This window comes from Empedobacter sp. ULE_I140 (assembly GCF_053482575.1).
Window position 1 is genome coordinate 912,826 of record NZ_JBQMTX010000001.1, and the last position, 23,056, is coordinate 935,881.

A 23,056-nucleotide genomic window follows, 5' to 3' on the forward strand; every position below is an offset into this window, starting at 1 on the left:
GATATTTATTATGAAAAAGTGCAAATAAAATGTACCTTTGATAAGCACAAACAAAATATATCATAAAATGATTATAGAAAAAATTGCTGAATCAAAATTTAACGATTCAGTTTTTAACTCTACTACTTTTGGGAAAGAGTTTACAGATCACATGTTGATCGCGCATTACAAAGATGGTAAATGGGATGAGCCAAAAATTGTTCCTTACGGACCAATTTCAATGACTCCAGCAGCGATGTCTTTCCATTATGGTCAAACAATTTTTGAAGGAATGAAAGCCTACAAAAATGATAACGAAGAAGTGTTTATTTTCCGTCCAGAGAAAAACTTCGAGCGTTTTAATTTATCTGCGGCACGTCTTAATATGCCTCAAATTCCGAAAGAAATTTTTATTGATGGTTTAGAAGCTATTATTGATATCGATCGTCAATGGGTACCAAAAGATTACGGAACGTCATTATATATTCGTCCAGTAATGTTCGCAACAGAAGAAGCAGTTTCTGCTAGGGCATCTAACGAATATATTTTTGCTATTTTATTAGCTTATGCTCCTAATTATTACGATAAACCTTTATCAGTAAAAATTGCTGATTATTATAGTCGTTCAGCTCAGGGAGGTGTTGGTTTTGCAAAATGTGGAGGAAACTATGCTGGATCTTTCTTTCCAACTTCTGAAGCTCAAAAAGATGGTTATGATCAAGTAATTTGGACAGATTCTATCGAGCATAAATACATTGAAGAAGCAGGAACAATGAATGTGATGGTACGTATCGGAAATAAAATTTTAACAGCGCCAACGTCTGAGCGTATTTTGAACGGAGTAACACGTGATTCTGTTTTAACTTTAGCAAAAGATAGTGGATATGAAGTAGAAGTACGTCCTGTAGAAGTACAAGAATTGTATGATGCTTACAAATCAGGAGAATTAAAAGAAGTATTTGGATGTGGAACTGCTGTTGTAATTACACAATACGATGCAGTTGGATTTGGTGAAGAGCGTGCTCAATTACCAACTTTAGCTGAAGAAGATTCTTTTGCATTACAATTGAAAAAGAAATTAAAAGATATTCAATACGGATTAGCAGAAGATCCTTATGGATGGAGAATTAAAATCGAAAAACAAGCTTAATTTTGTTTAAGTAAATTTTTTGAAAATATAAGCTGACAATTTGATTGTCAGCTTTTTTTGGCACGATATTTAATAATATGTTATACAAAGTACTATATTTGCAAAATGAATGGACTACAGAAATTTTTAATCATCTGTTCAGGGAGTAGTCTTGAACTCTTGAAAAAAACACCAACAGATATCAACAAACATGTTGGTATTGGAGGTGTCATATTATTTACAGGAATTTTGGCGGCTTTGTCTGCTGGATATGCGCTGAATACTGTTTTTGATAATATATATGCAGCAACAGGTTTTGGTTTGTTGTGGGGATTAATGATTTTTAATCTTGACCGATATATTGTCACATCAATGAAAAAGTCAGGTGGATTTTTTCGTCAGTTTTTTATTGCTTTGCCACGTATTTTGGTTGCAATTTTATTAGGTATTGTGATTTCGAAACCGTTAGAATTAAAAATTTTCGAGAAAGAAATTAACAAGCAATTAAATATTATTGTCAATCGAAATAAAACGGAATTACAAAAAGGAATTGATGCGCGTTATGCTGAATTGGGAACGCCTTTTTCGAATGAACGAAAAGAAATTTATGCAGAAATTGATAAATTAAGAAATGAGTATAATTCAGCTTCTACCGAGTTGGAAAAAGAAGTTGTTGGTACACAAACTGAAACAACAACTGGACGCGAAGGTTATGGACCAAATGCGAAACGAAAAGCAGAATTGAAAAAACAAAAAGCTGCCGAAATCGAAACTTATATTCAACAATCTGCGCCTCGTTTAGCTGAAATTAATAAAGAATTAGATCGATTGAATGTTGCAAAAGAAAAAGAAATTGATGCGGCTAAACCAACCGAAGAGAATTACAATGGTTTTGCTGCACGTATGCAGGCTTTAGACGAATTGTCAGTTAATAATCCAATTTTAGGGACTGCAGCTATTTTTATAGCTCTTGTGTTTATCTCGTTAGAAACTGCGCCAGTTTTAGTGAAATTAATTGCACCAAAAGGACCTTATGATTTTCTCTTAGAAAAACATGAACATTCGTTCAAGATTTTTAGCAAAGAATCGATTCAGGTTATGGATATCAAATCTGAAAAACGTGTGAAACATGAGTTAGAAAAAGTATAAAATTGTAAAAAAGTAACTTCCGTTTGAAGTTACTTTTTTAATTTTGTAATAGATATGGAAACTTATAAAATAGAAATTTACGGAGAAGACGAAAACCAAATTCAACGAATGGAAGAGGTGATTGCTCCAATAAAAGATATACAGGATTATTTTTGGAAAATTCTTTGGGTTGATGGTGAAAGTGAAACGGACGAATATTCGGTTTTCGAATTGCAAGAAGTGATTGATCAACAAGACGGAATTTTTGTGGAATATGATCAGTTAGAAAGTTTGTGTTATAAAATGGAACATGTAACGGAGGCGTTGATTATTGGAGATAGAAAAGAAAATAATTTGCATGTAAATATTGAGGATGAAAATTTATACGACAACGAAGTTGTGTTTGAATTTGTGAAAGATTCACATTGGCAAATTTTGACTTCGGATATCAATATTGTTGATACGTTCAAAGTTTTCTTTCCAAATAGTAAAATCATTGATTAAAAATAAAAGCCACTTTTTAGTGGCTTTCTTATTTATTTTTGATTCAATTTTTGGAAAATTTGTAAGGTTTCTTTTGCTTCTCTTACATCGTGCACACGCAAAATTTTTGCACCTTTTTGTAACGCAACCATATTCAGGACAGAAGTTCCGTTTAAAGCTTCTTGCGGAGTTGTTTCGAATAAATTATAAATCATCGATTTTCTCGAAATTCCGATCAGCAAAGGAAAACCTTCAAAACCTAAAGCTTCCATTTTATTGAATAATTCATAATTATGATCCAATGTTTTTGCAAAACCAAAACCAGGATCTAAAATAATATCATTCACTTTTGCAGCTTTTAATTGCGCAATTTTTTTGGAAAAATATTCGTTTACTTCCAGCGTAATATCTGCATATGCAGGATTATTTTGCATTGTTTTTGGCGTTCCTTTCATATGCATTAAAATGTATGGAACTCGAAGTTCTTTGATTGCATCAAACATATTTTCGTCTAACTCCCAACCCGAAACATCATTTATAATAGAAGCACCAACTTTTACAGCTTCACGTGCAACATTTCCTCGAAAAGTATCAATCGAAATAATCAATTCTGGATATTCTTCAATAATTTTTTCGATAATTGGTGCAGTTCTATCAATTTCTTCCTGCTCCGAAATATTTTCTGCTCCAGGTTTTGTCGAATAACCACCAACATCAATCATATCGGCACCTTCGGACAAGTGTTTTTCAACTTTTTCTAAAATCAAATTCATCGATTGATTACTGCCACCATCGTAAAAAGAGTTTGGCGTTGTATTCAAAATTCCCATAATTTTAGGCTCGTTCAAATCAATCAAACGACCATTACAATTAATTGTCATATCTTAGAAGTTCTTTAAGCAATTTCAATTATTTTTGAAATCGAAACGAAATTATGAAAAATACCTCAATTCAATTTAAAGAAATCATCTCTGTTTGTCGAGATTTATATACAAAAAAATTACAAGATTACGGTCCAGCTTGGCGTGTACTGCGTTTGCCGTCTTTAACAGATCAAATTTTTATCAAGGTAAACCGTATTCGTACGTTGCAAGAAGCAGCGGAGCGTTTGGTTGATGAAGACGAAGAAGGAGAATTTGTGGCAATCGTTAATTATTCGATTATGGCATTGATTCAGTTGGAACTTGGTTTTGCAGATCAGCCAGATTTGACAGACGAACAAGCTATCGAATTTTATGATAAATATGCAACAATTGCGCACGATTTGATGATGAAAAAAAATCATGATTACGGTGAAGCTTGGAGAGATATGCGTGTAAGTTCGATCACAGATTTAATTTATCAGAAAGTTTTGCGCACAAAAAGTATCGAAGATAATAAAGGAAAAACAATTGTGTCTGAAGGTTTAGATGCAAATTATTTGGATATGATTAATTATTCGATTTTCGCAATGATTTTAATTAACGAAAAGAAAGCTTCATGAGGTATTTAGTTCAATTTGCCCGAATTATAGTTGGAGTTATTTTTATAATTTCTGGATTTGTAAAAAATGTAGATCCAATTGGGTTAAGTTTCAAATTAGAAGAATATTTTTCGCCAACAGTTCTTAACATTCCATTTTTAGAAGGTTTGAGTTTGCCTTTGGCAACTTTCTTTTCACTTTTTGAAATAGTTTTAGGCGTTTTATTATTGCTTGGCGTTTGGAAAAGATTTACAACAATAGCTTTATTGTTAACGATTATTTTCTTTACATTTTTGACATTTTATTCAGCTTATTTCAACAAAGTAACCGATTGTGGATGTTTTGGTGATGCACTAAAGTTAGAACCTTGGACATCATTTTACAAAGATGTTGTGCTTTTGGTGTTGATCATTATTTTAGTGATTGGTCAAAAATATATCAAACCATTATTTGTCGAAAAAGCGAATTACGTAATCAATTTTATAACAATTTTAGGTTCTGCAATTATTGCTTATATCGGAATTAATCATTTACCAATTATCGATTTTAGATCTTATGCAGTTGGCAAAAATTTGATTGAAGGAATGAAATCTCCGCAAGAGTTAGGTTTGAAACCAACAACGTATAAAACGATTTACACGATGAAAAACAGTGTTGATGGTAAAGTAGTCGAAATTGATGATGCGCAATATATTGCTGATGACAAATGGTACAAACACGGAACGCCTTGGGTAATTGAAGCGGATAAAACACGAACTATTGTCGAGAAAAAAGGGTACGAACCTCCAATTCATGATTTTAGTTTTGATTGTAATGGCATTGATAAAACTTCTGAGATTCTAAATGCTCCGAAAGCGATTGTTTTTGTTGTTTCTTTTGTTGAAAAGGTAAATGAGAAGCAAATTGAAAAATTGAATATTTTAGGAAAAGAAGCTTCTAAATATAAAGGATATAGAGTTGTTTCGGTTTCAAATAATCCGATTAAAGGTTTGGAACTTGAAAATTGTTTTATGGATCAAACAACAATGAAAACAATTATTCGCTCTAATCCAGGTGTGATGATTTTAGAAAAAGGAACGGTGAAAGCGAAATATCATGACAATGATTTTCCTTCGCTTAATCAATTAGAAGATTTATTTTAACAAGTGATTAATTATATTTTAAATAAAATTTTCTACGGATTTTTGACACTTTTTGGTGTAGTAAGTGTAGTTTTTCTATTGTTTTCGGTACTTCCTGGAGACCCTGCGCGTATGATGCTTGATCAAAAAGAAGATCCAGAGCAATTGGCTCAAATTCGAAAAAACTTAGGTTTAGATCAACCTTTATGGAAACAATATGCGTTTTATATTAATGATTTGTCACCGATTTCTTTTCATAATATTGACGAAAACAATACAACATATACTTCATTAAGTTCTGATAAATACAATTACACAAAATTGATAGATTTCGGAACAAATGAAATGGTTTTGAAAACGCCTTATTTGCGTGAATCTTTTCAAAAACAAGGAAAAAGCGTCAGTACAATTATTGGAGAAACTTTACCAAATACAATGGTTTTGGCAATTGCAGCCATTATTATTGCAACGATAATTGGTGTTGTGTTGGGAATTGTTTCTGCTTTGATGAAAGATACATGGATTGACAGAGTTTTGTTGGTCGTAACAAGCTTTGGTATGAGTATTCCGTCTTTCTTTTCGGCAATTATCATTGCCTATATTTTTGCTTTTTTAATGCATGATATTACAGGGCTGAATATGATTGGAAGTCTATATGAAGTGGATGATTTGGGAGAAGGAAAACATTTGATGTTGAAAAATTTAATTCTTCCAGCAATTACATTAGGTTCGCGTCCGTTAGCGGTTTTTACGCAATTAACACGAAATTCGTTGTTAGAAGTTTTGAACCAAGATTATATCCGAACAGCTTTTGCAAAAGGACTTTCTAGAAAAACGGTGATTACAAAACATGCATTACGAAATGCTTTAAATCCTGTAATTACAGCAATTTCAGGTTGGTTTGCGTCGATGTTGGCAGGATCGGTTTTTGTGGAATTTGTTTTTGGTTGGAATGGTTTAGGAAAAGAAATCGTAAATGCATTGAATACATTAGATTTACCAATTGTGATGGGAGCTGTCTTAGTGATTGCTGTGATGTTTATTGTGATTAATATTTTGGTCGATATTCTTTACGGAATTTTAGATCCTCGCGTTCGCATAAAATAAATCAGTAATAATTTCACGATAAATAATTATCTTGCAGTAAATATTAAAACCAAAATCAAATAAAATACACTTTTTTATGCGTGATAGAATAGTAGCAGGAAACTGGAAAATGAACTTAAATTATGAAGAAGCGATTCATTTAGCAACAAACCTTAATGCTTGGGTGGCAGATAATCATCCAATTGCACAAGTTATTATTGCGCCTTCTTCTATTTATTTACAAACATTGTTAGAAGCTGTAGATGAACAATATGTTAAGATTTCTTCGCAAGATATTTCTGCTCACGAGAAAGGAGCCTATACAGGAGATATTTCTGCAGAACAATTGGATAGTATCGGATTAGATTTCGCTATAATTGGACATTCTGAGCGTAGAGAATACCAAGGAGAAACGGATATTGTGATTGCTGAAAAATTGAAACAAGCTTTTAAATATCAAATTAATCCAATTCTTTGTGTTGGAGAAAAATTAGAAGAACGTGAAGCTGATAAACACTTTGAGGTTGTAAAAACTCAATTAATGGATGCTTTAGTTGCACAAAAACCAGAAGATCTTTCTCGTTTGATTATTGCTTACGAACCAGTTTGGGCAATTGGAACAGGAAAAACAGCTACACCAGAGCAAGCGCAAGAAATTCATGCATTTATTCGTAAAGTTTTGAAGGATGAATTTGGCGTAGAAGTCGCGAATGATACAAGTATTTTGTACGGAGGAAGTGTAAATGCACAGAATGCGAACGAAATTTTTGCTCAACCAGATATCGACGGTGGTCTTGTTGGTGGTGCTTCATTAAAATATGATGATTTTGTGCAGATAATTGCTGCATGTAAATAATATAAAAGCTCAACTTAGTTGAGCTTTTTTTATGTTTTATATTTTCTAAATTTTGAAAAATGATAAATTTAACTCCTCTGAATCCCTTATAAAATCAGTCAATTAAGAAAACTATAACATTTATTAGGATTAATTAAGAGTTTTCGGAACAGTGTCTGCAAAGTTCTAAAATGTACTAACTATTTAAAAAGTATCATTTTTAAACAAAACACATTTATTATGAAAAAATTGACGCAAGTATTAGGAGTCGTAGCAATAGGGTTAGTTTCTTTCTCTTTTACTACAAAAAATGAAATAAAAGTTCCTACAACAGAAATTACAAATAAAGTTGTAGAAGATGCACCTAAAGTTGTCATTTTAGATATTGTAGATAATATCGCTGTAGAATCAGGAACAAATATCGCATCAGAATTTAAAACAAAGTTAGAATCTTTGAATAAAGAAAATGTTCAGGTTCTTTTATGGAAAGATTTAACGAAAGGATTAAAAGATGAAGAGAAAAGATCAATCATCGATAGTTTAAAACCTGAGTTAATCATGACATTAAATTTTGAAAAAACTGATGATAATACAAATAAAGTTGCCGCAGTTGTTTTTAAACAAAATGTTGCATTTAACGAAACAGTTAAAGTAGCAAAAGAGTTAACAGAAAACTTAAATTCAACAGCTGTTAAAAATGACGGAGTTTATCAAAACGAATCAAATTATATTCAAGATAATGCTGCACCATCAATTTTCTTAAGCGTAAAAGTGAAGAATGAACCAACTTCTAACGCAGAAATTGTTGATAAACTTTCTAATTTCATCGAAACAGCGAAAGTTGAAGATAGCACAACTCCAGTTGAAATAACATCAGAAGTAGTAGTAGATTCAGCGGCAGCTACGGTAGACTCAGCTACAACAACAATAGAAGCGGCGGTACAAGATGTAAAAGCAGCTACGAAAGATGCAAAAACAAAAGTAAAAAAATCTAAAAAATAGAATCCGTTTTTTCGAATATTTCATTTTTATTAATGAAGAAAAAGTAACATTTTGTAATGAAATGTTACTTTTTTTTGTTTTTAATTACAGATAACTTAAGTTTGCTCAAACACTTCCAATTCAATGTCAAAACAAGGTTATATCGCGCGTTATTTCAATATTGTTCGTAAATTATCACAACAAAAATATTGTTCTTATGAAGATTTAGAGCGTTTTTTGGAACGAGAATTTGAAATGCTTCAACTTAATGATGATACATTAGAGTTTAATTTCTCTAAACGTACATTACAGCGCGATATTCAAGAAATCAGAAATATATTGGGAATTGATATAATGTATAGTCGCAGTCAGCGTGGATATTATATTATTCAAGACGATTATAGCTCTGATTTATTTCTGAAAACTTTAGAAGAAATTAATAGTTTTTCTGCTTTGAAATTGACAAATTCGCTCGAATCTATTGTGTATTTGGAAAAAAGAAAGCCAAAACGCGCCGAATTTTTACCAGATATTGTACAAGCAATTCAAGGAAAAAAGAAAATTGAATTTCATTATCAAAAATTTGGAGAGGAAAAAGAAACGATTCGTAAAGTTTCTCCAATTGCAATTAGAGAGCACAATAACCGATGGTATTTGATTGCGGATGATAAAGGAATTGTCAAAAATTTTGGTTTGGAACGAATGAATAGAGTTTCGATTTTTAGAGATAAAATTGACGATAATATCGAGTTTAATTACAATGATAAGTACAAATATTCGTTCGGGATTATTGTTCCATGTTCAGAAAAACCAGAAAAAATAGTGCTTTCTGTGACCAAAAAACAAGCAGCGTATTTAGAATCTTTGCCTTTGCATGAATCTCAACAAATTTTAGAAACTAAAAACGATGAAGTTTTAATTGGATTAGAATTATTTTTGACCGAAGATTTTATCAGCGAAATTCTTTCTATGAGTCGTTCAGTTACAATTATCGAACCTAAAAAATTGAAAGAAAAAGTCAAAACAATTTTAAAAGAAACGTTGGAGAAATATAATTAGCGAGTTTCGAATTTCGAAACTCACTTTATTTTTACATTTCTTCAAATTCTAAATCGAAATTCATTCCAAAAATAGCTTTACCAGTAACTTTTTCTCCATTTTCAGGATTGATTAAACCAGCCATTTTGCCAGTTTTTTGTTTGGTTAACAAATCCAAAATTTGTTTATCGGTTAATTTTTTACTCATAAACTCAAATGGAATTTTGAATCCACATGCTGCAAAGTTTGCACAACCATAAGCTGCTTTTCCTTTTACTAGTTTATGTGTTTTACATTTTGGGCAAGTAGCGTCTTCCAAATTAATTTCTTCTTTTGGTTTACGTTCCTTTTTAGGTTTTTCCTCTGTTTGAACTGAATTTTGATGCGAAGCAATCGGTCTGAAATAACTATTTTTTACATCAAATGTTAGTTTCGAAACCATTTCGATCAATTCTTGTTTGAATTGTTCTAATTCGTATTCACCTTTTTCAATCAAACGAAGTTTTCGTTCCCAAACACCTGTCAATTCAGGAGATTTTAATAATTCATTTTGAATGGTATCAATCAAATCAATACCAGTTTGTGTGGCGATAATATTACGTTTTTTCTTTTCTATGTATTTTCTACGAAACAAGGTTTCGATAATATTTGCACGCGTAGAAGGTCGACCAATTCCATTTTCTTTCATCAATTCGCGCATTTCTTCATCATCCACTTGTCGTCCAGCAGTTTCCATTCCTCGCAATAAAGTTGCTTCTGTATAATGTTTTGGTGGAGTTGTTTTTCCTTTGTGAATAAATGGTTCGTGAGGACCTTTTTCACCAATCTCAAAAATCGGCATTATTTTTTCCTCATCTTTTTCGTCTTCCTTTTTATCTTTTGCATAGACTTCGCGCCAACCCATTTCGAGAATTTGTTTTCCCGTTGCTTTAAAATTTATAGCAGAAAGTTGACCGTCTTTTCCATTATTTTCAACTTTTCCTTCGACAGTTGTGTTGGCAACTTTACACTCTGGATAAAAAACAGCAATAAAACGTCGTGCAACCAAATCATAGATACGTTTTTCTTCGTTCGATAAACCTTGTGGAAAGATTTCTGTAGGAATAATAGCGTGGTGATCGGTTACTTTTGTATTATCAAAAACTGCTTTCGACATCGGAATTGGTTGTGCCATCAAAGGGGCAATCAAATTTTGATAAGCGGTTAATTTATTTAAAATTCCAGGAACTTTAGGATGAATATCTTCCGATAGATAAGTGGTATCAACACGAGGATAGGTCACAAATTTTTTCTCGTAAAGACTTTGTATATATTTTAAGGTATTTTCTGCCGAAAACGCATATTTTTTATTCGCTTCTACTTGTAAAGCAGTTAAATCGAATAGGCGAGGATTTTTTTCACGCCCCTCTTTTACTTCGAAATCAATGATTTCAAACTCTCGATCTTTTATAAAATCTAAACCTTGTTTGGCTTTTTCTTCAGATTTTAAACGAGGTATTGTCGCATTAAACTCTACTTCTTTGAAAATCGTTTTCAATTCCCAATATTCCTCAATAATAAACGCATTGATTTCTTTTTGACGCTGAACAATCATTGCTAATGTAGGTGTTTGGACACGACCAATAGAAAGAACCGTTTTTGGCGGCGCAAATTTTTTGGTAAATAATCGTGTAGCGTTCATTCCTAATAACCAATCGCCAATCGCACGCGCTTGTCCAGCAGAAAAAAGATTGAAATATTTTTCTCCATCTTTCAAATTATCAAAACCTTCTTTAATCGCTTCTTCTGTCAACGAAGAAATCCATAAACGCTTCATTGGCGCTTTAGCACGCGCTTTAAGTAAAACCCAACGTTGTATCAATTCACCTTCCTGTCCAGCATCGCCACAGTTTATTATCTCGTCGACTTGATCGTTCGTAACTAATTTTTCGATGATATGAAATTGTTTCGAGACACCTTTATCTGCAATTAATTTAATTCCGAAACTTTGCGGAATCATTGGCAAATAATTAAGATCCCAGCTTTTCCACTCGGGTGTATAATCTTGCGGTTCTTTTAATGTACACAAGTGTCCGAAAGTCCAAGTGACCTGAAATCCATTTCCTTCATAGTATCCATCGTGCTTTTGATTCGCACCAATTACTTTTGCGATATCTTTAGCAACACTAGGTTTTTCGGCAATACAAACTTTCATAGCATTTATAATTATTGAAGTGCAAAAGTCAAAATAATAATTTAATTCTTAAAAAAAAATATAAATATGTATAATTATTGAATAAATTTGCGATAGGTTATTTTTTGTGGAAAGGCTGATTTTAATAAAATTATACATTGTTTAATATTAGATATATTGTTTTGATTATTTTTTAATTGTCAAATCAGTAAAAAATTCTATTGATTTCAAGTAGATTGAAAATTTAATATGATAACAACGTAAAAAATTTAGAAGAATTAAAAAATTTTCACTTAATTTACACCCACATTAATAAAAATCATAATATTTAAAAGAATTAGTAAATGGAAAAGAATGTAACAGTACCAGCTAAAACTAAAAAGGGAGGTCTTAACCCTGTGATTACTATGATCATTTTAATTGCAATCGCAATGGGGATTTTCAAGTTTGTATTTGGAGCAGAAGGTAATTTCGAAGGAGGTGATGTAGAAAAAGGTAATCCTTTGAACTTTTTAGGAATTATTCATAAAGGAGGGGTGATTATTCCATTCTTAATGTCTTTCTTCTTTATGGTAATCGTTTTCTCTATTGACCGTGTTATCGCTTTAAACAAAGCAAAAGGAACTGGATCTGCTGAGAAGTTTGTAAATGACATTCGTGCTTTATTAAACAAAAATGAAGTTAACAAAGCAATCGAATTATGTGACAAACAAAAAGGAGCTGTAGGTAACGTAGTTAAAGAAGGTTTAACAACTTACAAAGCTTTAGAAAACGACACAACGTTAAACAAAGAGCAAAAATTAGCTCAATTAGGTAAAACGTTAGAAGAAGCGACTACATTAGAAATGCCAACATTAGAGAAAAACATGACTATTATCTCTACAATTGCTTCTGTAGGTACGTTAATTGCCTTAATGGGTACAGTAATCGGTATGATTAAAGCATTCTTCGCATTAGGTGAAGGAGGAGGATCTCCAGATGCAGCTCAATTATCAGTAGGTATTGCCGAAGCCTTAATTAATACAGGTATGGGTATTGGTGCTTCTGCATTCGCTATTATTATGTATGCTTTCTTAACTTCTAAAATTGATGATTTAACATTCAAAATTGACGAAGTAGGAATGAGTATCCAACAATCTTTCTCTGCTCACAATTAATATTCAATTGACGAAGCCTTAGAAGGATAGTATAAGGACAAAATCAAACAACAAACAATTTAGAATATTAATTAATAATACAGAGAAAATGGCAAGAGTAAAACCAAAAAGAAGAGGTCCTTCGATGGACTTAACAGCTATGTCTGACATGGCTTGGCTTTTGTTAACTTTCTTTATTTTGACATCTAACTTTAGAGAACCTGAAGTTGTTCCTGTCGTAACACCAACATCTGTTTCGAACCAAAAAATGGCTGCTGAAAACATGATGATCATTAAAATTGATGGTGAAGGTAAGTTCTTATTCGGATTAGAAGAAAAAGATCGTATTCCTACATTAGAAAGAATGGGTGATAAGTACGGAGTAAAGTTTACAGATGCTGAAAAGAATGCATTCAAAAGCATAGTAGAGTTTGGTGTACCAATGAAAGAGATGAGAAATTATTTGAATCAGTCTACTGATAAACAACAATCATATCATCCAGGTATTCCATTAGATACGATACCGAACAAAAATCAAGAATTAATTGATTGGGTATTTGAAGCAAAAGAAGTGAACCCAGATATTTTCTTGGCAATTAAAGGGGATCAAAAATCTGAATATATTCAATTCAAGAATTTGATTCAACAATTGCAAATGAAAAATATGAATAAGTTCCAGTTAATTACATCTCAAGAATAATTATTAAGAAATTAGAAAATGGCACAAATAGAAAGTCACGATGACGGTGGCGGAAAGAAAGTCCGTTCCAAAAAGAATTCGACGAAAGTCGATATGGCTCCTTTGGTTGATTTAGGTTTCTTATTAATTACTTTCTTTATGTTTGCGGCGACATCGATCAAACCAAATGTAATGAACTTGAATATGCCTCCAAAAATTGACAAATTAGATCCAACTGATAAACCAGAAATAAAATTGAATAATTCTATATCAATTTTAATTGGAAAGGATAATAAGTTATTTTGGCATCAACAAGATCAGGCAGGATTAAACGGAGGAACTCTAAATGAAACTGACTACTCTAAAATTCGTGATGTTATTACAGCAGCACAAGGTAGAGCAGATAAAGATAAGTTTACTGTAATTATCAAACCTATGGATGATGCTACGTATGATAATTTAGTAACTATCTTAGATGAAATGGAAATTACAAAGTCTACTCGTTACGGAATCGTACCTGTTGCACCTTTTGAACAAAAAGTGTTCGACGAAAAAGTAGGTAAATAATTAGTTTAATTGTTAAATTTAAAAGAATTAAAATGTCAGAAAATAACAACAAACTAAAATCCTTAGACGAGATTGTATTTGAAGGTAGAAATAAAGCGTATGGAGCTTATGACATGAGAATGTCTGAGAAGAGTACATTATTGAAAGCTTTCATTCGTGGATTTATAGTAATTGCGATTTTAGCTTTTGGTCTTATTGCTTCTGCAACAGGTTTGTTTGAAAGTAAAAAGTCAGAAGACGTAGTCGTAGATGTTCAGCTTGAGGATTTGAATATTCCTGAGCCTCCAAAAGAGGAAGAAGTGGTTGAACCAGAGCCACCAAAGCCAGAGCCAGAACAAAGATATCAAGAAGAAACAGCTCAGGTTAGAGTGGTTATGCCAGAACCTAAAGCTCAGCCTAAAAAAGAAGAGCCTATTGTCGAAGTAAAGGAAATGGCCGATAAAGATTTAGGTTTAGTAGATAGAGAAGGGCCAAAATCAACAACACAAACTGGAGGTGCTAATGAAGTAAATACTAAAAAAGAAGCACCAAAGGATACACCAAGTACTCCTAATCCAGGGAAAGGTACAGAACCTGCAGCTCCATCTACAGTAACTGCTCGTACAGCGGCTGTAATGGCGGTATATCCTGGTTGTGAGAAAGATGCTGCAAAAGGTAAACAAGCTGCAACAGACTGTTTATCTAAAAAGTTATCACAAGATTTACAAGACGAGTTGCAAGATTTTGCGAATGACGCTGCTGGTCAAGGTTTATCTGGTGTAGTAGCTGCTAAACTTTCTTTCCAAATTGACACTGAAGGTAGAATCGTTGGAATTTCTCCAATGGGTGATGCTAAGTTAGGTCCTGAAGCTAAAAAAGCTTTAGAGCGTATTACACAACGTCAACAAAAAAGAGGGAAAACGATCAAACCTGCTCAAACAGAAGATGGTCGTGCTGCGAAGTTGAATTTCAACATTCCAGTTAAAATGCAAATTGAGTAAGACTTAATTTCATATATAAAAAAAGAGGCTAAAATTAATTAGCCTCTTTTTTTGTGTTTAATTTTTAGAACATATCTTTATGTTTTGCAGGTTTTAATTATCAGTTTTGATAAAATTAAAAAGCATCTTCAATTGTAAGAAGATGCTTTTTCGATTATAAGAGTTTATTCTTAATTTAAAACGTAAAATCTTTTAATAAACTTGTATATCGTTCAATTCCATGTTCTATTTCGGATAAATAAATATATTCGTCTGGTGTATGAGAACGAGCTGAATCTCCAGGTCCCATTTTTACCGTTTCGAAATTCATCATTGCTTGATCCGACATTGTTGGCGAACCATATGTTGTACAACCTAATTCGATTCCTTTTTGTACAATTGGATGATTTTCTGAAATACGTGAAGAATTTAAACGCAACGAACGTGCTTTAACTTCTGCTTTTGGCAAATAACTTGAAATAATATCAACAACTTCTGGATTTGAATATAATTCGTTTACACGACAATCTACAACCAAACGACATTCATCTGGCACTACATTGTGTTGCTTTCCTGCTTCAATTTGTGTAACCGTCATTTTTACTGGTCCTAACATATCAGAAACTCTTTCGAATTGATACGTTTTGAACCAATTCATCACATCAATCGCTTCGTAAATTGCATTTACACCTTCGTTTCTTGCAGCATGTCCAGTTTTTCCTTTTACAATTACGTCCATTACAACTAAACCACGTTCTGCAATTGCCATGTCCATTTGCGTAGGTTCACCTACAATTCCCAAATCGATTTTTGGTAAATTAGGTAAAATACTTGCAACATTTAATTGCCCTGAACTTTCTTCTTCAGCTGTGATTGCGACAATTAGATTAAATGGTAAATCATCATTCAAAAAATTGATATAAGTAGCTAATAAACTTACCGCAGAAGCTCCTGCATCGTTACTTCCTAAACCTACTAATTTATCACCTTCGATTGTAGCTTTCAATGGATCATATGTCCAAGAAGAGCCAAATTTTACAGTGTCGTGATGAGAGTTTAATAAAATTGTTTTTTTGTTCTCATCAAAATTTGGATGAATACTCCAAACATTGTTATTCTGACGATGAGCGGTAGCACCATGATCAGTTAAAAACTTGAAAATAATATCGGCCGTTTTATCTTCTTCGCTCGAAAAAGATTGAGTTTCGATTAATTGACATAATAAATCGACAGCTTTCTTTTTGAGAACAGCTAATTCTAACATAAAATTGTTTTAATCTCTGAGTTAATGTTGCGCGCGTGTACCAAACATACATTTTTTACACCCGCATTGATTACTTTGAATGAATTGTCTAATTTAGGAAGCATTCCTTCGAAAATTACACCTTCTTCTTTTAACTGCAAATATAAAGTTTCGTTAATTTTTGGGATCAATGTTGTGTCATCATTTACATCACGAAGTACGCCAATTCTATCAAAACAGAAATTTAATTCTACTTCATTTTCTTGTGACATAGCAACCGCAATTGTAGATGCAATAGTATCTGCATTTGTGTTCAACAATTGTCCACTTCCATCATGTGTAATCGCACAAACTACTGATGTGATATTGTTATCAATTAATAATTGAAATAATTCTTTGTTGACACTTTCATCATTCAAATCTCCAACAAAACCATAATCAATAGTTTTTACAGGACGCTTAGAACCTTTGATTGCATTACCATCTGCACCAGATAAACCTAATGCATTGCATCCAAATTCTTGTAATTTAGAAACGATAGATTTGTTCAAATTTCCAGCATATAATCCTGTCACAACATCCAACGTTGGTTTGTCTGTAATGCGACGACCTTCGATCATTTTTGGTTCGATTCCCAATTGATTTAACATCTTCGAAGCACCTTTTCCTCCTCCATGAACCAAAATTTTAGGTTCTTTAATTTCGGAAAACGTTTGTAGGAATTGTTCTAAGTCTTGCTCGTTATCGATAATTCCGCCTCCTATTTTAATAATTTTCAACATTTTAATAAATATGTAAATTTTGTTTGCTTTTTTTTGGTGATACAAAAATATAATATTTAACTTTGCATCTCAGTATAATAACTGAATATCTTGTTGATTAATGGAAGAAATTACTGAAATTGTTCTTCTCAATTATGAGAGTGGCTTTCGTAATGAAAGCGCACCTTTTGGTTCTCATATTTTACTTAAGTGTGATGACAAAAGGTCATCTTTTCTCAATTCCTCTTTATTAATCGACTTTCCCTTAAATTATGTATGTTAGAATAGCAAATGCAGATGATGCCAAGTACACAGAATTGTTGTGCGAATGGTACGAAGAATCAGCTCGTATGAGAAAAACGGGTATTGCTAAACGAAATCCAGTTTATCTTGAACGCAAAATGCGTAATGGAAATGCTGTGATTGCTTTTGATGATGATGATCAAATAGCAGGGTTTAGCTACATAGAAACGTACGAAGAAGAAAAATTCGTCGTAAACTCAGGTTTAATTGTTCGTACAGATTTAAGGAGTTCAGGAATTGGACGCGAAATAAAACACGCTGTTTTTGAATTGTCACGTACAAAATTCCCGAAATCAAAAATCTTTAGTATTACAACTTCTTTAGCTGTAATGCGTATGAACACAAAATTAGGATACAAGCCAGTAACATTTTCGGAATTAACACAATCGGATGAATTTTGGAATGGATGTAAAAGTTGTAAAAACTATCACATCTTGATGGAAAATGATCGCGAGCGTTGTATTTGCACAGGATTGGTTTATGATAACCTTGATGACGAGTACGCTAAGCGTGCATTGGCAAATCAATCAAAAAAAGAAAATGAATAAATATACGAACTAAGGTTTTTTTTTGTCTAAAATGAGTATATTTGCATAAAATTTCGAATAAATATTCAAAATGAGTAATAAAAAATACAGATTCCAGATTATAAAAGATTTAATAACAGATCAAGAAATAAGTAATCAAGACGAATTATTAAAAAAATTAATTGATTTAGAGATCACAGTTACTCAAGCAACTTTATCGAGAGATTTGCGCGAATTGAAAGTTTCAAAAGTTCCTAATAGTTCGGGACAATACATTTATCGCCTTACAGAAAGTGCTGTTCCAACGGCAACCGTTACACATAACGAAAATGCAAGTTTGATTTTCTCTAAAAATTTGGGAGTTATCAAAACAAAACCAGGTTATGCAAACAGAATCGCTTTTGAGATTGACAACACACATTTCAATACAATAATTGGAACAATTGCTGGAGACGATACGGTATTAATCGTAATGAAAGAAGAGAGTAGTCGTGAAGAGGTTACCAATGAATTAAGAAGAATTATTCCCAATATAAACAAATAAACAAACAATGAGCAACAAAGCAGTTTTAGCTTACAGTGGAGGTTTAGATACATCGTACTGTTTGGTTAACTTAACAAAAGATCAAGGAATGGAAGTGCATACAGTAATTGTAAATACTGGTGGATTTTCGGCAGAAGAGTTAAAAGATATCGAAGAACGTGCCTACGAATTAGGATCTTCTAAACACGTTACAATTGATATTACAGACAAATATTACAACGATTGTGTTCGCTACTTAATCTACGGAAACATCTTGAAAAATAACACTTACCCATTATCAGTAAGTGCAGAACGTATGTTTCAGTCAATTGCAATTGCTCAGTATGCAAAAGATGTAGATGCAGAATACATTGTACATGGATCTACAGGAGCAGGAAATGATCAAATTCGTTTTGATGTTGCTTTTGCAGTTATCTCACCACAATCTAAAATCATTACACCAATTCGTGACGAAAAATTATCTCGTCAACAAGAGGTTGAATATTTACAAGCAAATGGTGTAAACTATAGTTGGGAAAAAGCTAAATACTCTATTAACAGAGGGATTTGGGGAACATCTGTTGGTGGAGTTGAAACATTAACATCTAACCAAGCGTTGCCAGAAGATGCTTATCCAACACAATTATCAAGAACAGAACCATCTGTTATCGAAATTGAATTTGAGAAAGGTATTCCAACTGCTTTAGATGGAGAAAAATTATCTCCAGTAGCTTTAATTCAAAAATTAAACGAAATCGGAGGTGAATACGCAATTGGTCGCGACATCCACGTAGGAGATACAATTTTAGGTATCAAAGGACGTGTAGGTTTTGAAGCGCCAGCAGCTTATTTATTAATCAAAGCACACCACTTATTAGAAAAACATACACTTACAAGATGGCAATTGTTGCACAAAGATTCGTTATCAAACTGGTACGGAACTTTATTACACGAAGCTCAATACTTGGATCCAGTAATGCGTGATATCGAAGCATTCTTAGAATCTTCTCAAAATCATGTAACAGGAAAAGTGAAAGTACAATTAAATCCTTATCATTTCTCAATGATTGGAATAGAATCGCCTTATGATATGATGCAATCTAAAGTCGCTACTTATGGAGAAGAAAACGAAGCTTGGGACAGTAGAGATGCAAGAGGTTTCATCAAAATATTCGGTAATCAATTAAAGATTGTTCATAGTTTCGATTAATTGATTCTTTAAAGTGGATTCCAACGAGTCCACTTTATTTTAGAAATATAGTATAGGTATTATACCTTAAAAAAAACACGCGCAAAACATAACAAATGACAAACAAAATTAACGTAAGCATTGTAGGAGGTGCTGGCTACACAGCAGGCGAACTGCTAAGAATATTGATACATCATCCGATGGTTAATATTTCGTCTGTGTACAGTACATCAAATGCAGGCAACCCCGTTACCAAAGTGCACGACGATTTGTTTGGAGAAACTGACATCGTATTTTCGAATAAAATAGACGAAAATGCTGATGTCGTTTTTTTATGCCTTGGTCACGGAAAATCGGCAGAGTTTTTACAGAACAATAAATACTCAGCGAACACAAAAATTATTGATTTGAGTAACGATTTTCGATTAAATGCGAACCACATTTTCGAAGATAGAACGTTTGTTTACGGTTTACCAGAATTAGACCGCGAAGCAATCAAAACAGCTCAAAATATTGCAAATCCAGGTTGTTTTGCAACAGCTATTCAATTAGCATTGTTACCATTGGCAGCGAAAAATGAAATCAAAAATGATATTCACATCAATGCTGTAACGGGTTCTACAGGTGCCGGACAAAGTTTATCTGCTTCTACGCACTTTAGTTGGCGAAATAATAACGTTTCTTTCTACAAAGAATTTACACATCAACATGAAGGTGAAATTTACCAAACATTGAATCAATTACAAAAAGATTTCAATAACAAAGTATATTTTTTACCAATGCGAGGAGATTTTGCGCGCGGAATTTTAGCAGGTGTTTATTTAAAATCTGATTTATCAGAAGAAGAATCAAAAAATATCTTCAACGAATATTACAAAAATGAGCCTTTTACACACGTTTCTGATGCTCCAATCGCTCTGAAACAAGTTGTAAATACCAACAAATGTTTTTTACACGTACAGAAACAAGATGATATATTGTTAATTACTTCTATCATTGATAACTTAACAAAAGGTGCATCTGGACAAGCCGTAGAAAACATGAACTTGATGTTCGGTTGGGAAGAAAACTTAGGACTTAATCTTAAAACGGTGGCGTTTTAAAAAGTTGTGAGTATTGAGTTATAAGTTTTGAGTATGCAAGATTATAGAAAATTACAAGTTTGGTATCGTTCACATCTCTTGGTTTTAGATTTATATAAAATTGTAAATCAATTTCCAAAAGAAGAACAATTTGGATTAATTTCTCAAATCAAAAGAGCATCATCTTTTATACCTGCAAATATTGCAGAAGGTTGTGGAAGAAACTCAAATAAAGACTTTGCTCAATTTTTAAATATTTCTTTAGGCTCTTTAAATGAAGTTACATACTTTATTTTGTTAGCTAAAGATTTGAATTATATAAATATTGAAGAATATTCAAAATTAACGGATGAGTGTAATGAAATTAAAGCAATGCTAATTGGATTAATAAATAAAATTAGAACAAGCGCTTAACTCATTACTCAAAACTCATCACTTAAAACTTATTAAATGAAACTATTCGACGTATATCCATTAATGAATGTAACTCCGGTTAAAGCTAAAGATTGTATACTTTGGGACGAAAGCGGAAAAGAATATTTGGACCTTTATGGAGGTCACGCAGTGATTTCTATCGGTCACTCTCATCCATATTATGTTGAGAAATTAACAGAACAAATTAATAATATCGGGTTTTATTCGAACTCAGTTAATATTCCGATTCAGCAAGAATTAGCAGAAAAATTAGGTAAAGCATCAGGTTACGAAGATTATACTTTATTCTTGATTAACTCTGGAGCAGAAGCTAACGAAAATGCAGTGAAATTAGCATCTTTTCATACAGGAAAAGATCGTGTAATTGCGTTCAAAGATGCGTTTCATGGACGTACTTCTGGAACAGTTGCGCTAACAGATAATCCAAAAATTGTTGCGCCTTACAATGCTCATCACAAAGTATCTTTCGTAGAATATAATATTGATGCAGTGAAAGAAGTAATTGCTGGAGGAGATGTTGCAGCGGTTATTTACGAACCAATTCAAGGAGTTGGAGGAATCATTTTACCTTCTGACGAATTTGTACAAGAATTAAGAAAAGTATGTACAGAAAATGGAGTGGTTTTAATCGCAGATGAAATTCAATGTGGTTATGGACGATCTGGGAAATTCTTTGCGCATCAACATTCATGTATCAAAGCAGATTTGATTACGATGGCAAAAGGAATGGGGAACGGATTTCCAATCGGTGGAGTTTTAATCTCTCCAGAATTTAAAGCTTCTTACGGATTATTAGGAACAACTTTTGGAGGAAATCATTTAGCTTGTGCTGCAGCGGTAGCCGTTTTAGATGTGATTGAGCAAGAAAACTTAATCGAAAATGCAAAAGAAATTGGAGAATATGTTGGAATCCAATTAAATAAATTTCCAAAAATTAAAGAAGTTCGTGGTCGAGGATCAATGATTGGAATCGAGTTTGATTTCCCAATCGGCGAATTAAAAAATAACTTAGTTACAAAACACAATATTTTTGTAGGCTACGCTGGTACAAACGTTATTCGTTTATTGCCACCTTTAACAGTAACAAAACAATACATAGATAAATTCATATCAGCTTTAGAAACTGAAATTAACATTATCATCAATGGATAAGACAGTAAAATTAGTATTCCAAGACGGATTAGAAATCGAAGGAAAATCTTTCGGTGCGTATACTTCTGCCGCAGGAGAAGTAGTATTCAACACAGCTTTGGTTGGATATAATGAAAGTTTGACTGACCCTTCTTACAAAGGGCAGATTATGGTGATGACAGCTCCAATGATCGGAAACTATGGTGTTCCAGATGATAAAGCAATGATTAATGAAATTGAAGCTTGGATGGAATCGAACCAAATTCAAGTAACTGGTTTGGTTGTTTCTTATTATGCTGATGATTATTCGCATTGGAACGCTATTCAAAAATTAGGAGCTTGGTTAGAAAGTCAAAACATTCCTGGTATTTATGGTGTTGATACACGTATGATTACAAAAAAATTACGTGAGCAAGGTTCTACTTTAGGAAAAATTGTTGCTGATACAGATGTCGCATATTACGATCCGAACGAAGATAATTTAGTAGATCAAGTTTCTTGTAAAGAAGTGATTCGTTACAACGAAGGTGCTGATATCAAAATTGTTTTGATTGATTGTGGAGTGAAAAATAACATCATCCGTTGTTTTGTAAATCGTGATGTTGAGGTAATTCGAGTTCCTTGGGATTATGATTATTCAACATTAGAATATGATGGATTATTTATTTCGAATGGACCTGGTGATCCAGCTTTATGTATTCCTACAATTAATAATATCAAAGAATCTTTGAAAGGAGATAAACCAATTTTCGGAATTTGTTTAGGAAATCAATTGGTTAGTTTAGCTGCTGGAGCATCTACTTTCAAATTAAAATACGGACACCGTTCACATAATCAACCTGTACAATTAGTTGGAACAAAAAGATGTTTTATTACATCTCAAAACCACGGTTTCGCAGTAGATGATTCTAAATTACCAGAAGGATTTAAAACATTCTTTACGAACTTAAATGATGGAACGTGTGAAGGAATTCGTCACGAATCAAAACCAATCTTTACAGTTCAATTCCACCCAGAAGCAATGGGAGGACCAGTTGATACAGAATATTTATTTGATGAATTCATCGAAGAAGTAAAAAAATATAAAAACGCAAACGCATAATCAG

24 protein-coding genes are annotated in these 23,056 nt (G+C 32.7%); 20 read left to right on the forward strand and 4 right to left on the reverse strand.

The features are described from left to right. Positions 1 to 67 precede the first annotated feature (67 nt). The 3 genes from ACTS9J_RS04390 (at position 68) to ACTS9J_RS04400 (ending at position 2,740) form a co-directional block, all read left to right on the forward strand. Positions 68 to 1,129 (forward strand): branched-chain amino acid aminotransferase, encoded by a 1,062-nt coding sequence (locus tag ACTS9J_RS04390; RefSeq protein WP_280038161.1) that lies wholly within the window; start codon positions 68 to 70, stop codon positions 1,127 to 1,129. Positions 1,130 to 1,234: 105 nt separating this feature from the next. Then, positions 1,235 to 2,257, forward strand: a complete 1,023-nt coding sequence (locus ACTS9J_RS04395) for a DUF4407 domain-containing protein (RefSeq protein WP_286496044.1) — start codon at positions 1,235 to 1,237, stop codon at positions 2,255 to 2,257. Between the two features lie 54 nt (positions 2,258 to 2,311). Beyond that, positions 2,312 to 2,740, forward strand: coding sequence for a hypothetical protein (locus ACTS9J_RS04400; RefSeq protein WP_125350302.1), 429 nt, complete (start codon positions 2,312 to 2,314; stop codon positions 2,738 to 2,740). A gap of 32 nt (positions 2,741 to 2,772) precedes the next feature. On the opposite strand, the gene folP is transcribed toward ACTS9J_RS04400, so the two are convergent. After that, positions 2,773 to 3,600 carry a dihydropteroate synthase gene (folP, locus tag ACTS9J_RS04405; RefSeq protein ID WP_291069215.1) on the reverse strand — a complete coding sequence of 276 codons (828 nt, stop codon included), beginning with the start codon at positions 3,598 to 3,600 and terminating at the stop codon, positions 2,773 to 2,775. 53 nt (positions 3,601 to 3,653) lie between these two features. Between folP and ACTS9J_RS04410 the strand changes: the two genes are divergently transcribed. The 6 genes from ACTS9J_RS04410 (at position 3,654) to ACTS9J_RS04435 (ending at position 9,263) form a co-directional block, all read left to right on the forward strand. Continuing rightward, the gene (locus tag ACTS9J_RS04410; RefSeq protein WP_038336876.1) at positions 3,654 to 4,202 is read left to right on the forward strand and encodes a DUF1599 domain-containing protein; all 549 of its coding nucleotides are present in this window, start codon (positions 3,654 to 3,656) and stop codon (positions 4,200 to 4,202) included. After that, entirely contained in the window at positions 4,199 to 5,323 is a 1,125-nt protein-coding gene (locus tag ACTS9J_RS04415) for a BT_3928 family protein (protein WP_416410993.1), read from the forward strand. The genes ACTS9J_RS04410 and ACTS9J_RS04415 overlap by 4 nt, the downstream gene beginning before the upstream one ends. Before the next feature lie 3 nt (positions 5,324 to 5,326). Continuing rightward, the gene (locus ACTS9J_RS04420; RefSeq protein WP_291052799.1) at positions 5,327 to 6,409 is read left to right on the forward strand and encodes an ABC transporter permease; all 1,083 of its coding nucleotides are present in this window, start codon (positions 5,327 to 5,329) and stop codon (positions 6,407 to 6,409) included. Positions 6,410 to 6,485: 76 nt separating this feature from the next. Then, positions 6,486 to 7,244, forward strand: coding sequence for a triose-phosphate isomerase (tpiA, locus tag ACTS9J_RS04425; protein ID WP_114999079.1), 759 nt, complete (start codon positions 6,486 to 6,488; stop codon positions 7,242 to 7,244). A 219-nt stretch (positions 7,245 to 7,463) separates the two neighbouring features. Next, positions 7,464 to 8,225: a hypothetical protein gene (locus ACTS9J_RS04430; RefSeq protein WP_038336870.1), complete on the forward strand. Its 762-nt coding sequence runs from the start codon at positions 7,464 to 7,466 to the stop codon at positions 8,223 to 8,225. Between the two features lie 123 nt (positions 8,226 to 8,348). Beyond that, positions 8,349 to 9,263, forward strand: a complete 915-nt coding sequence (locus ACTS9J_RS04435; RefSeq protein ID WP_448352918.1) for a helix-turn-helix transcriptional regulator — start codon at positions 8,349 to 8,351, stop codon at positions 9,261 to 9,263. A 31-nt stretch (positions 9,264 to 9,294) separates the two neighbouring features. Here the strand turns inward: ACTS9J_RS04435 and ACTS9J_RS04440 are convergent, their stop codons facing one another. Next, on the reverse strand, positions 9,295 to 11,436 hold the full coding sequence (locus ACTS9J_RS04440) for a type IA DNA topoisomerase (RefSeq protein ID WP_416410994.1): 2,142 nt from the start codon (positions 11,434 to 11,436) through the stop codon (positions 9,295 to 9,297). Positions 11,437 to 11,759: 323 nt separating this feature from the next. On the opposite strand from ACTS9J_RS04440, the gene ACTS9J_RS04445 reads away from it, so the two are divergent. From ACTS9J_RS04445 to ACTS9J_RS04460, 4 genes are all read left to right on the forward strand, one after another. Then, positions 11,760 to 12,572 carry a MotA/TolQ/ExbB proton channel family protein gene (locus tag ACTS9J_RS04445; RefSeq protein WP_038336866.1) on the forward strand — a complete coding sequence of 271 codons (813 nt, stop codon included), beginning with the start codon at positions 11,760 to 11,762 and terminating at the stop codon, positions 12,570 to 12,572. A gap of 88 nt (positions 12,573 to 12,660) precedes the next feature. Beyond that, positions 12,661 to 13,251 carry a biopolymer transporter ExbD gene (locus tag ACTS9J_RS04450; RefSeq protein ID WP_280037740.1) on the forward strand — a complete coding sequence of 197 codons (591 nt, stop codon included), beginning with the start codon at positions 12,661 to 12,663 and terminating at the stop codon, positions 13,249 to 13,251. Between the two features lie 18 nt (positions 13,252 to 13,269). After that, positions 13,270 to 13,797, forward strand: coding sequence for an ExbD/TolR family protein (locus ACTS9J_RS04455; protein WP_038336863.1), 528 nt, complete (start codon positions 13,270 to 13,272; stop codon positions 13,795 to 13,797). A 32-nt stretch (positions 13,798 to 13,829) separates the two neighbouring features. Beyond that, complete coding sequence (locus tag ACTS9J_RS04460; RefSeq protein ID WP_038336862.1) at positions 13,830 to 14,777, forward strand: hypothetical protein; 948 nt, start codon at positions 13,830 to 13,832, stop codon at positions 14,775 to 14,777. A 175-nt stretch (positions 14,778 to 14,952) separates the two neighbouring features. Here ACTS9J_RS04460 and ACTS9J_RS04465 read toward each other — a convergent pair whose 3' ends face one another. Beyond that, positions 14,953 to 16,020: a M20 family metallo-hydrolase gene (locus tag ACTS9J_RS04465; protein ID WP_416410995.1), complete on the reverse strand. Its 1,068-nt coding sequence runs from the start codon at positions 16,018 to 16,020 to the stop codon at positions 14,953 to 14,955. Continuing rightward, positions 16,014 to 16,781: an acetylglutamate kinase gene (gene argB, locus ACTS9J_RS04470; protein WP_291064836.1), complete on the reverse strand. Its 768-nt coding sequence runs from the start codon at positions 16,779 to 16,781 to the stop codon at positions 16,014 to 16,016. The genes ACTS9J_RS04465 and argB overlap by 7 nt, the downstream gene beginning before the upstream one ends. A 251-nt stretch (positions 16,782 to 17,032) precedes the next feature. On the opposite strand from argB, the gene ACTS9J_RS04475 reads away from it, so the two are divergent. From ACTS9J_RS04475 to carA, 7 genes are all read left to right on the forward strand, one after another. Continuing rightward, complete coding sequence (locus ACTS9J_RS04475; protein ID WP_219034927.1) at positions 17,033 to 17,611, forward strand: GNAT family N-acetyltransferase; 579 nt, start codon at positions 17,033 to 17,035, stop codon at positions 17,609 to 17,611. A 70-nt stretch (positions 17,612 to 17,681) separates the two neighbouring features. Beyond that, a complete protein-coding gene (locus tag ACTS9J_RS04480; protein ID WP_221854616.1) occupies positions 17,682 to 18,134 on the forward strand; it encodes an arginine repressor in 453 nt (150 codons plus the stop codon). A gap of 7 nt (positions 18,135 to 18,141) precedes the next feature. Continuing rightward, on the forward strand, positions 18,142 to 19,323 hold the full coding sequence (argG, locus tag ACTS9J_RS04485; RefSeq protein ID WP_286496058.1) for an argininosuccinate synthase: 1,182 nt from the start codon (positions 18,142 to 18,144) through the stop codon (positions 19,321 to 19,323). 95 nt (positions 19,324 to 19,418) lie between these two features. Then, positions 19,419 to 20,405, forward strand: coding sequence for an N-acetyl-gamma-glutamyl-phosphate reductase (gene argC, locus ACTS9J_RS04490; protein WP_291064232.1), 987 nt, complete (start codon positions 19,419 to 19,421; stop codon positions 20,403 to 20,405). 33 nt (positions 20,406 to 20,438) lie between these two features. Further along, positions 20,439 to 20,798: a four helix bundle protein gene (locus ACTS9J_RS04495; protein ID WP_313253396.1), complete on the forward strand. Its 360-nt coding sequence runs from the start codon at positions 20,439 to 20,441 to the stop codon at positions 20,796 to 20,798. Between the two features lie 36 nt (positions 20,799 to 20,834). After that, the gene (locus ACTS9J_RS04500; protein WP_291064234.1) at positions 20,835 to 21,971 is read left to right on the forward strand and encodes an aspartate aminotransferase family protein; all 1,137 of its coding nucleotides are present in this window, start codon (positions 20,835 to 20,837) and stop codon (positions 21,969 to 21,971) included. Then, a complete protein-coding gene (gene carA / locus ACTS9J_RS04505; protein ID WP_280063111.1) occupies positions 21,964 to 23,052 on the forward strand; it encodes a glutamine-hydrolyzing carbamoyl-phosphate synthase small subunit in 1,089 nt (362 codons plus the stop codon). The genes ACTS9J_RS04500 and carA overlap by 8 nt, the downstream gene beginning before the upstream one ends. The last annotated feature ends 4 nt before the right edge of the window (positions 23,053 to 23,056 follow it).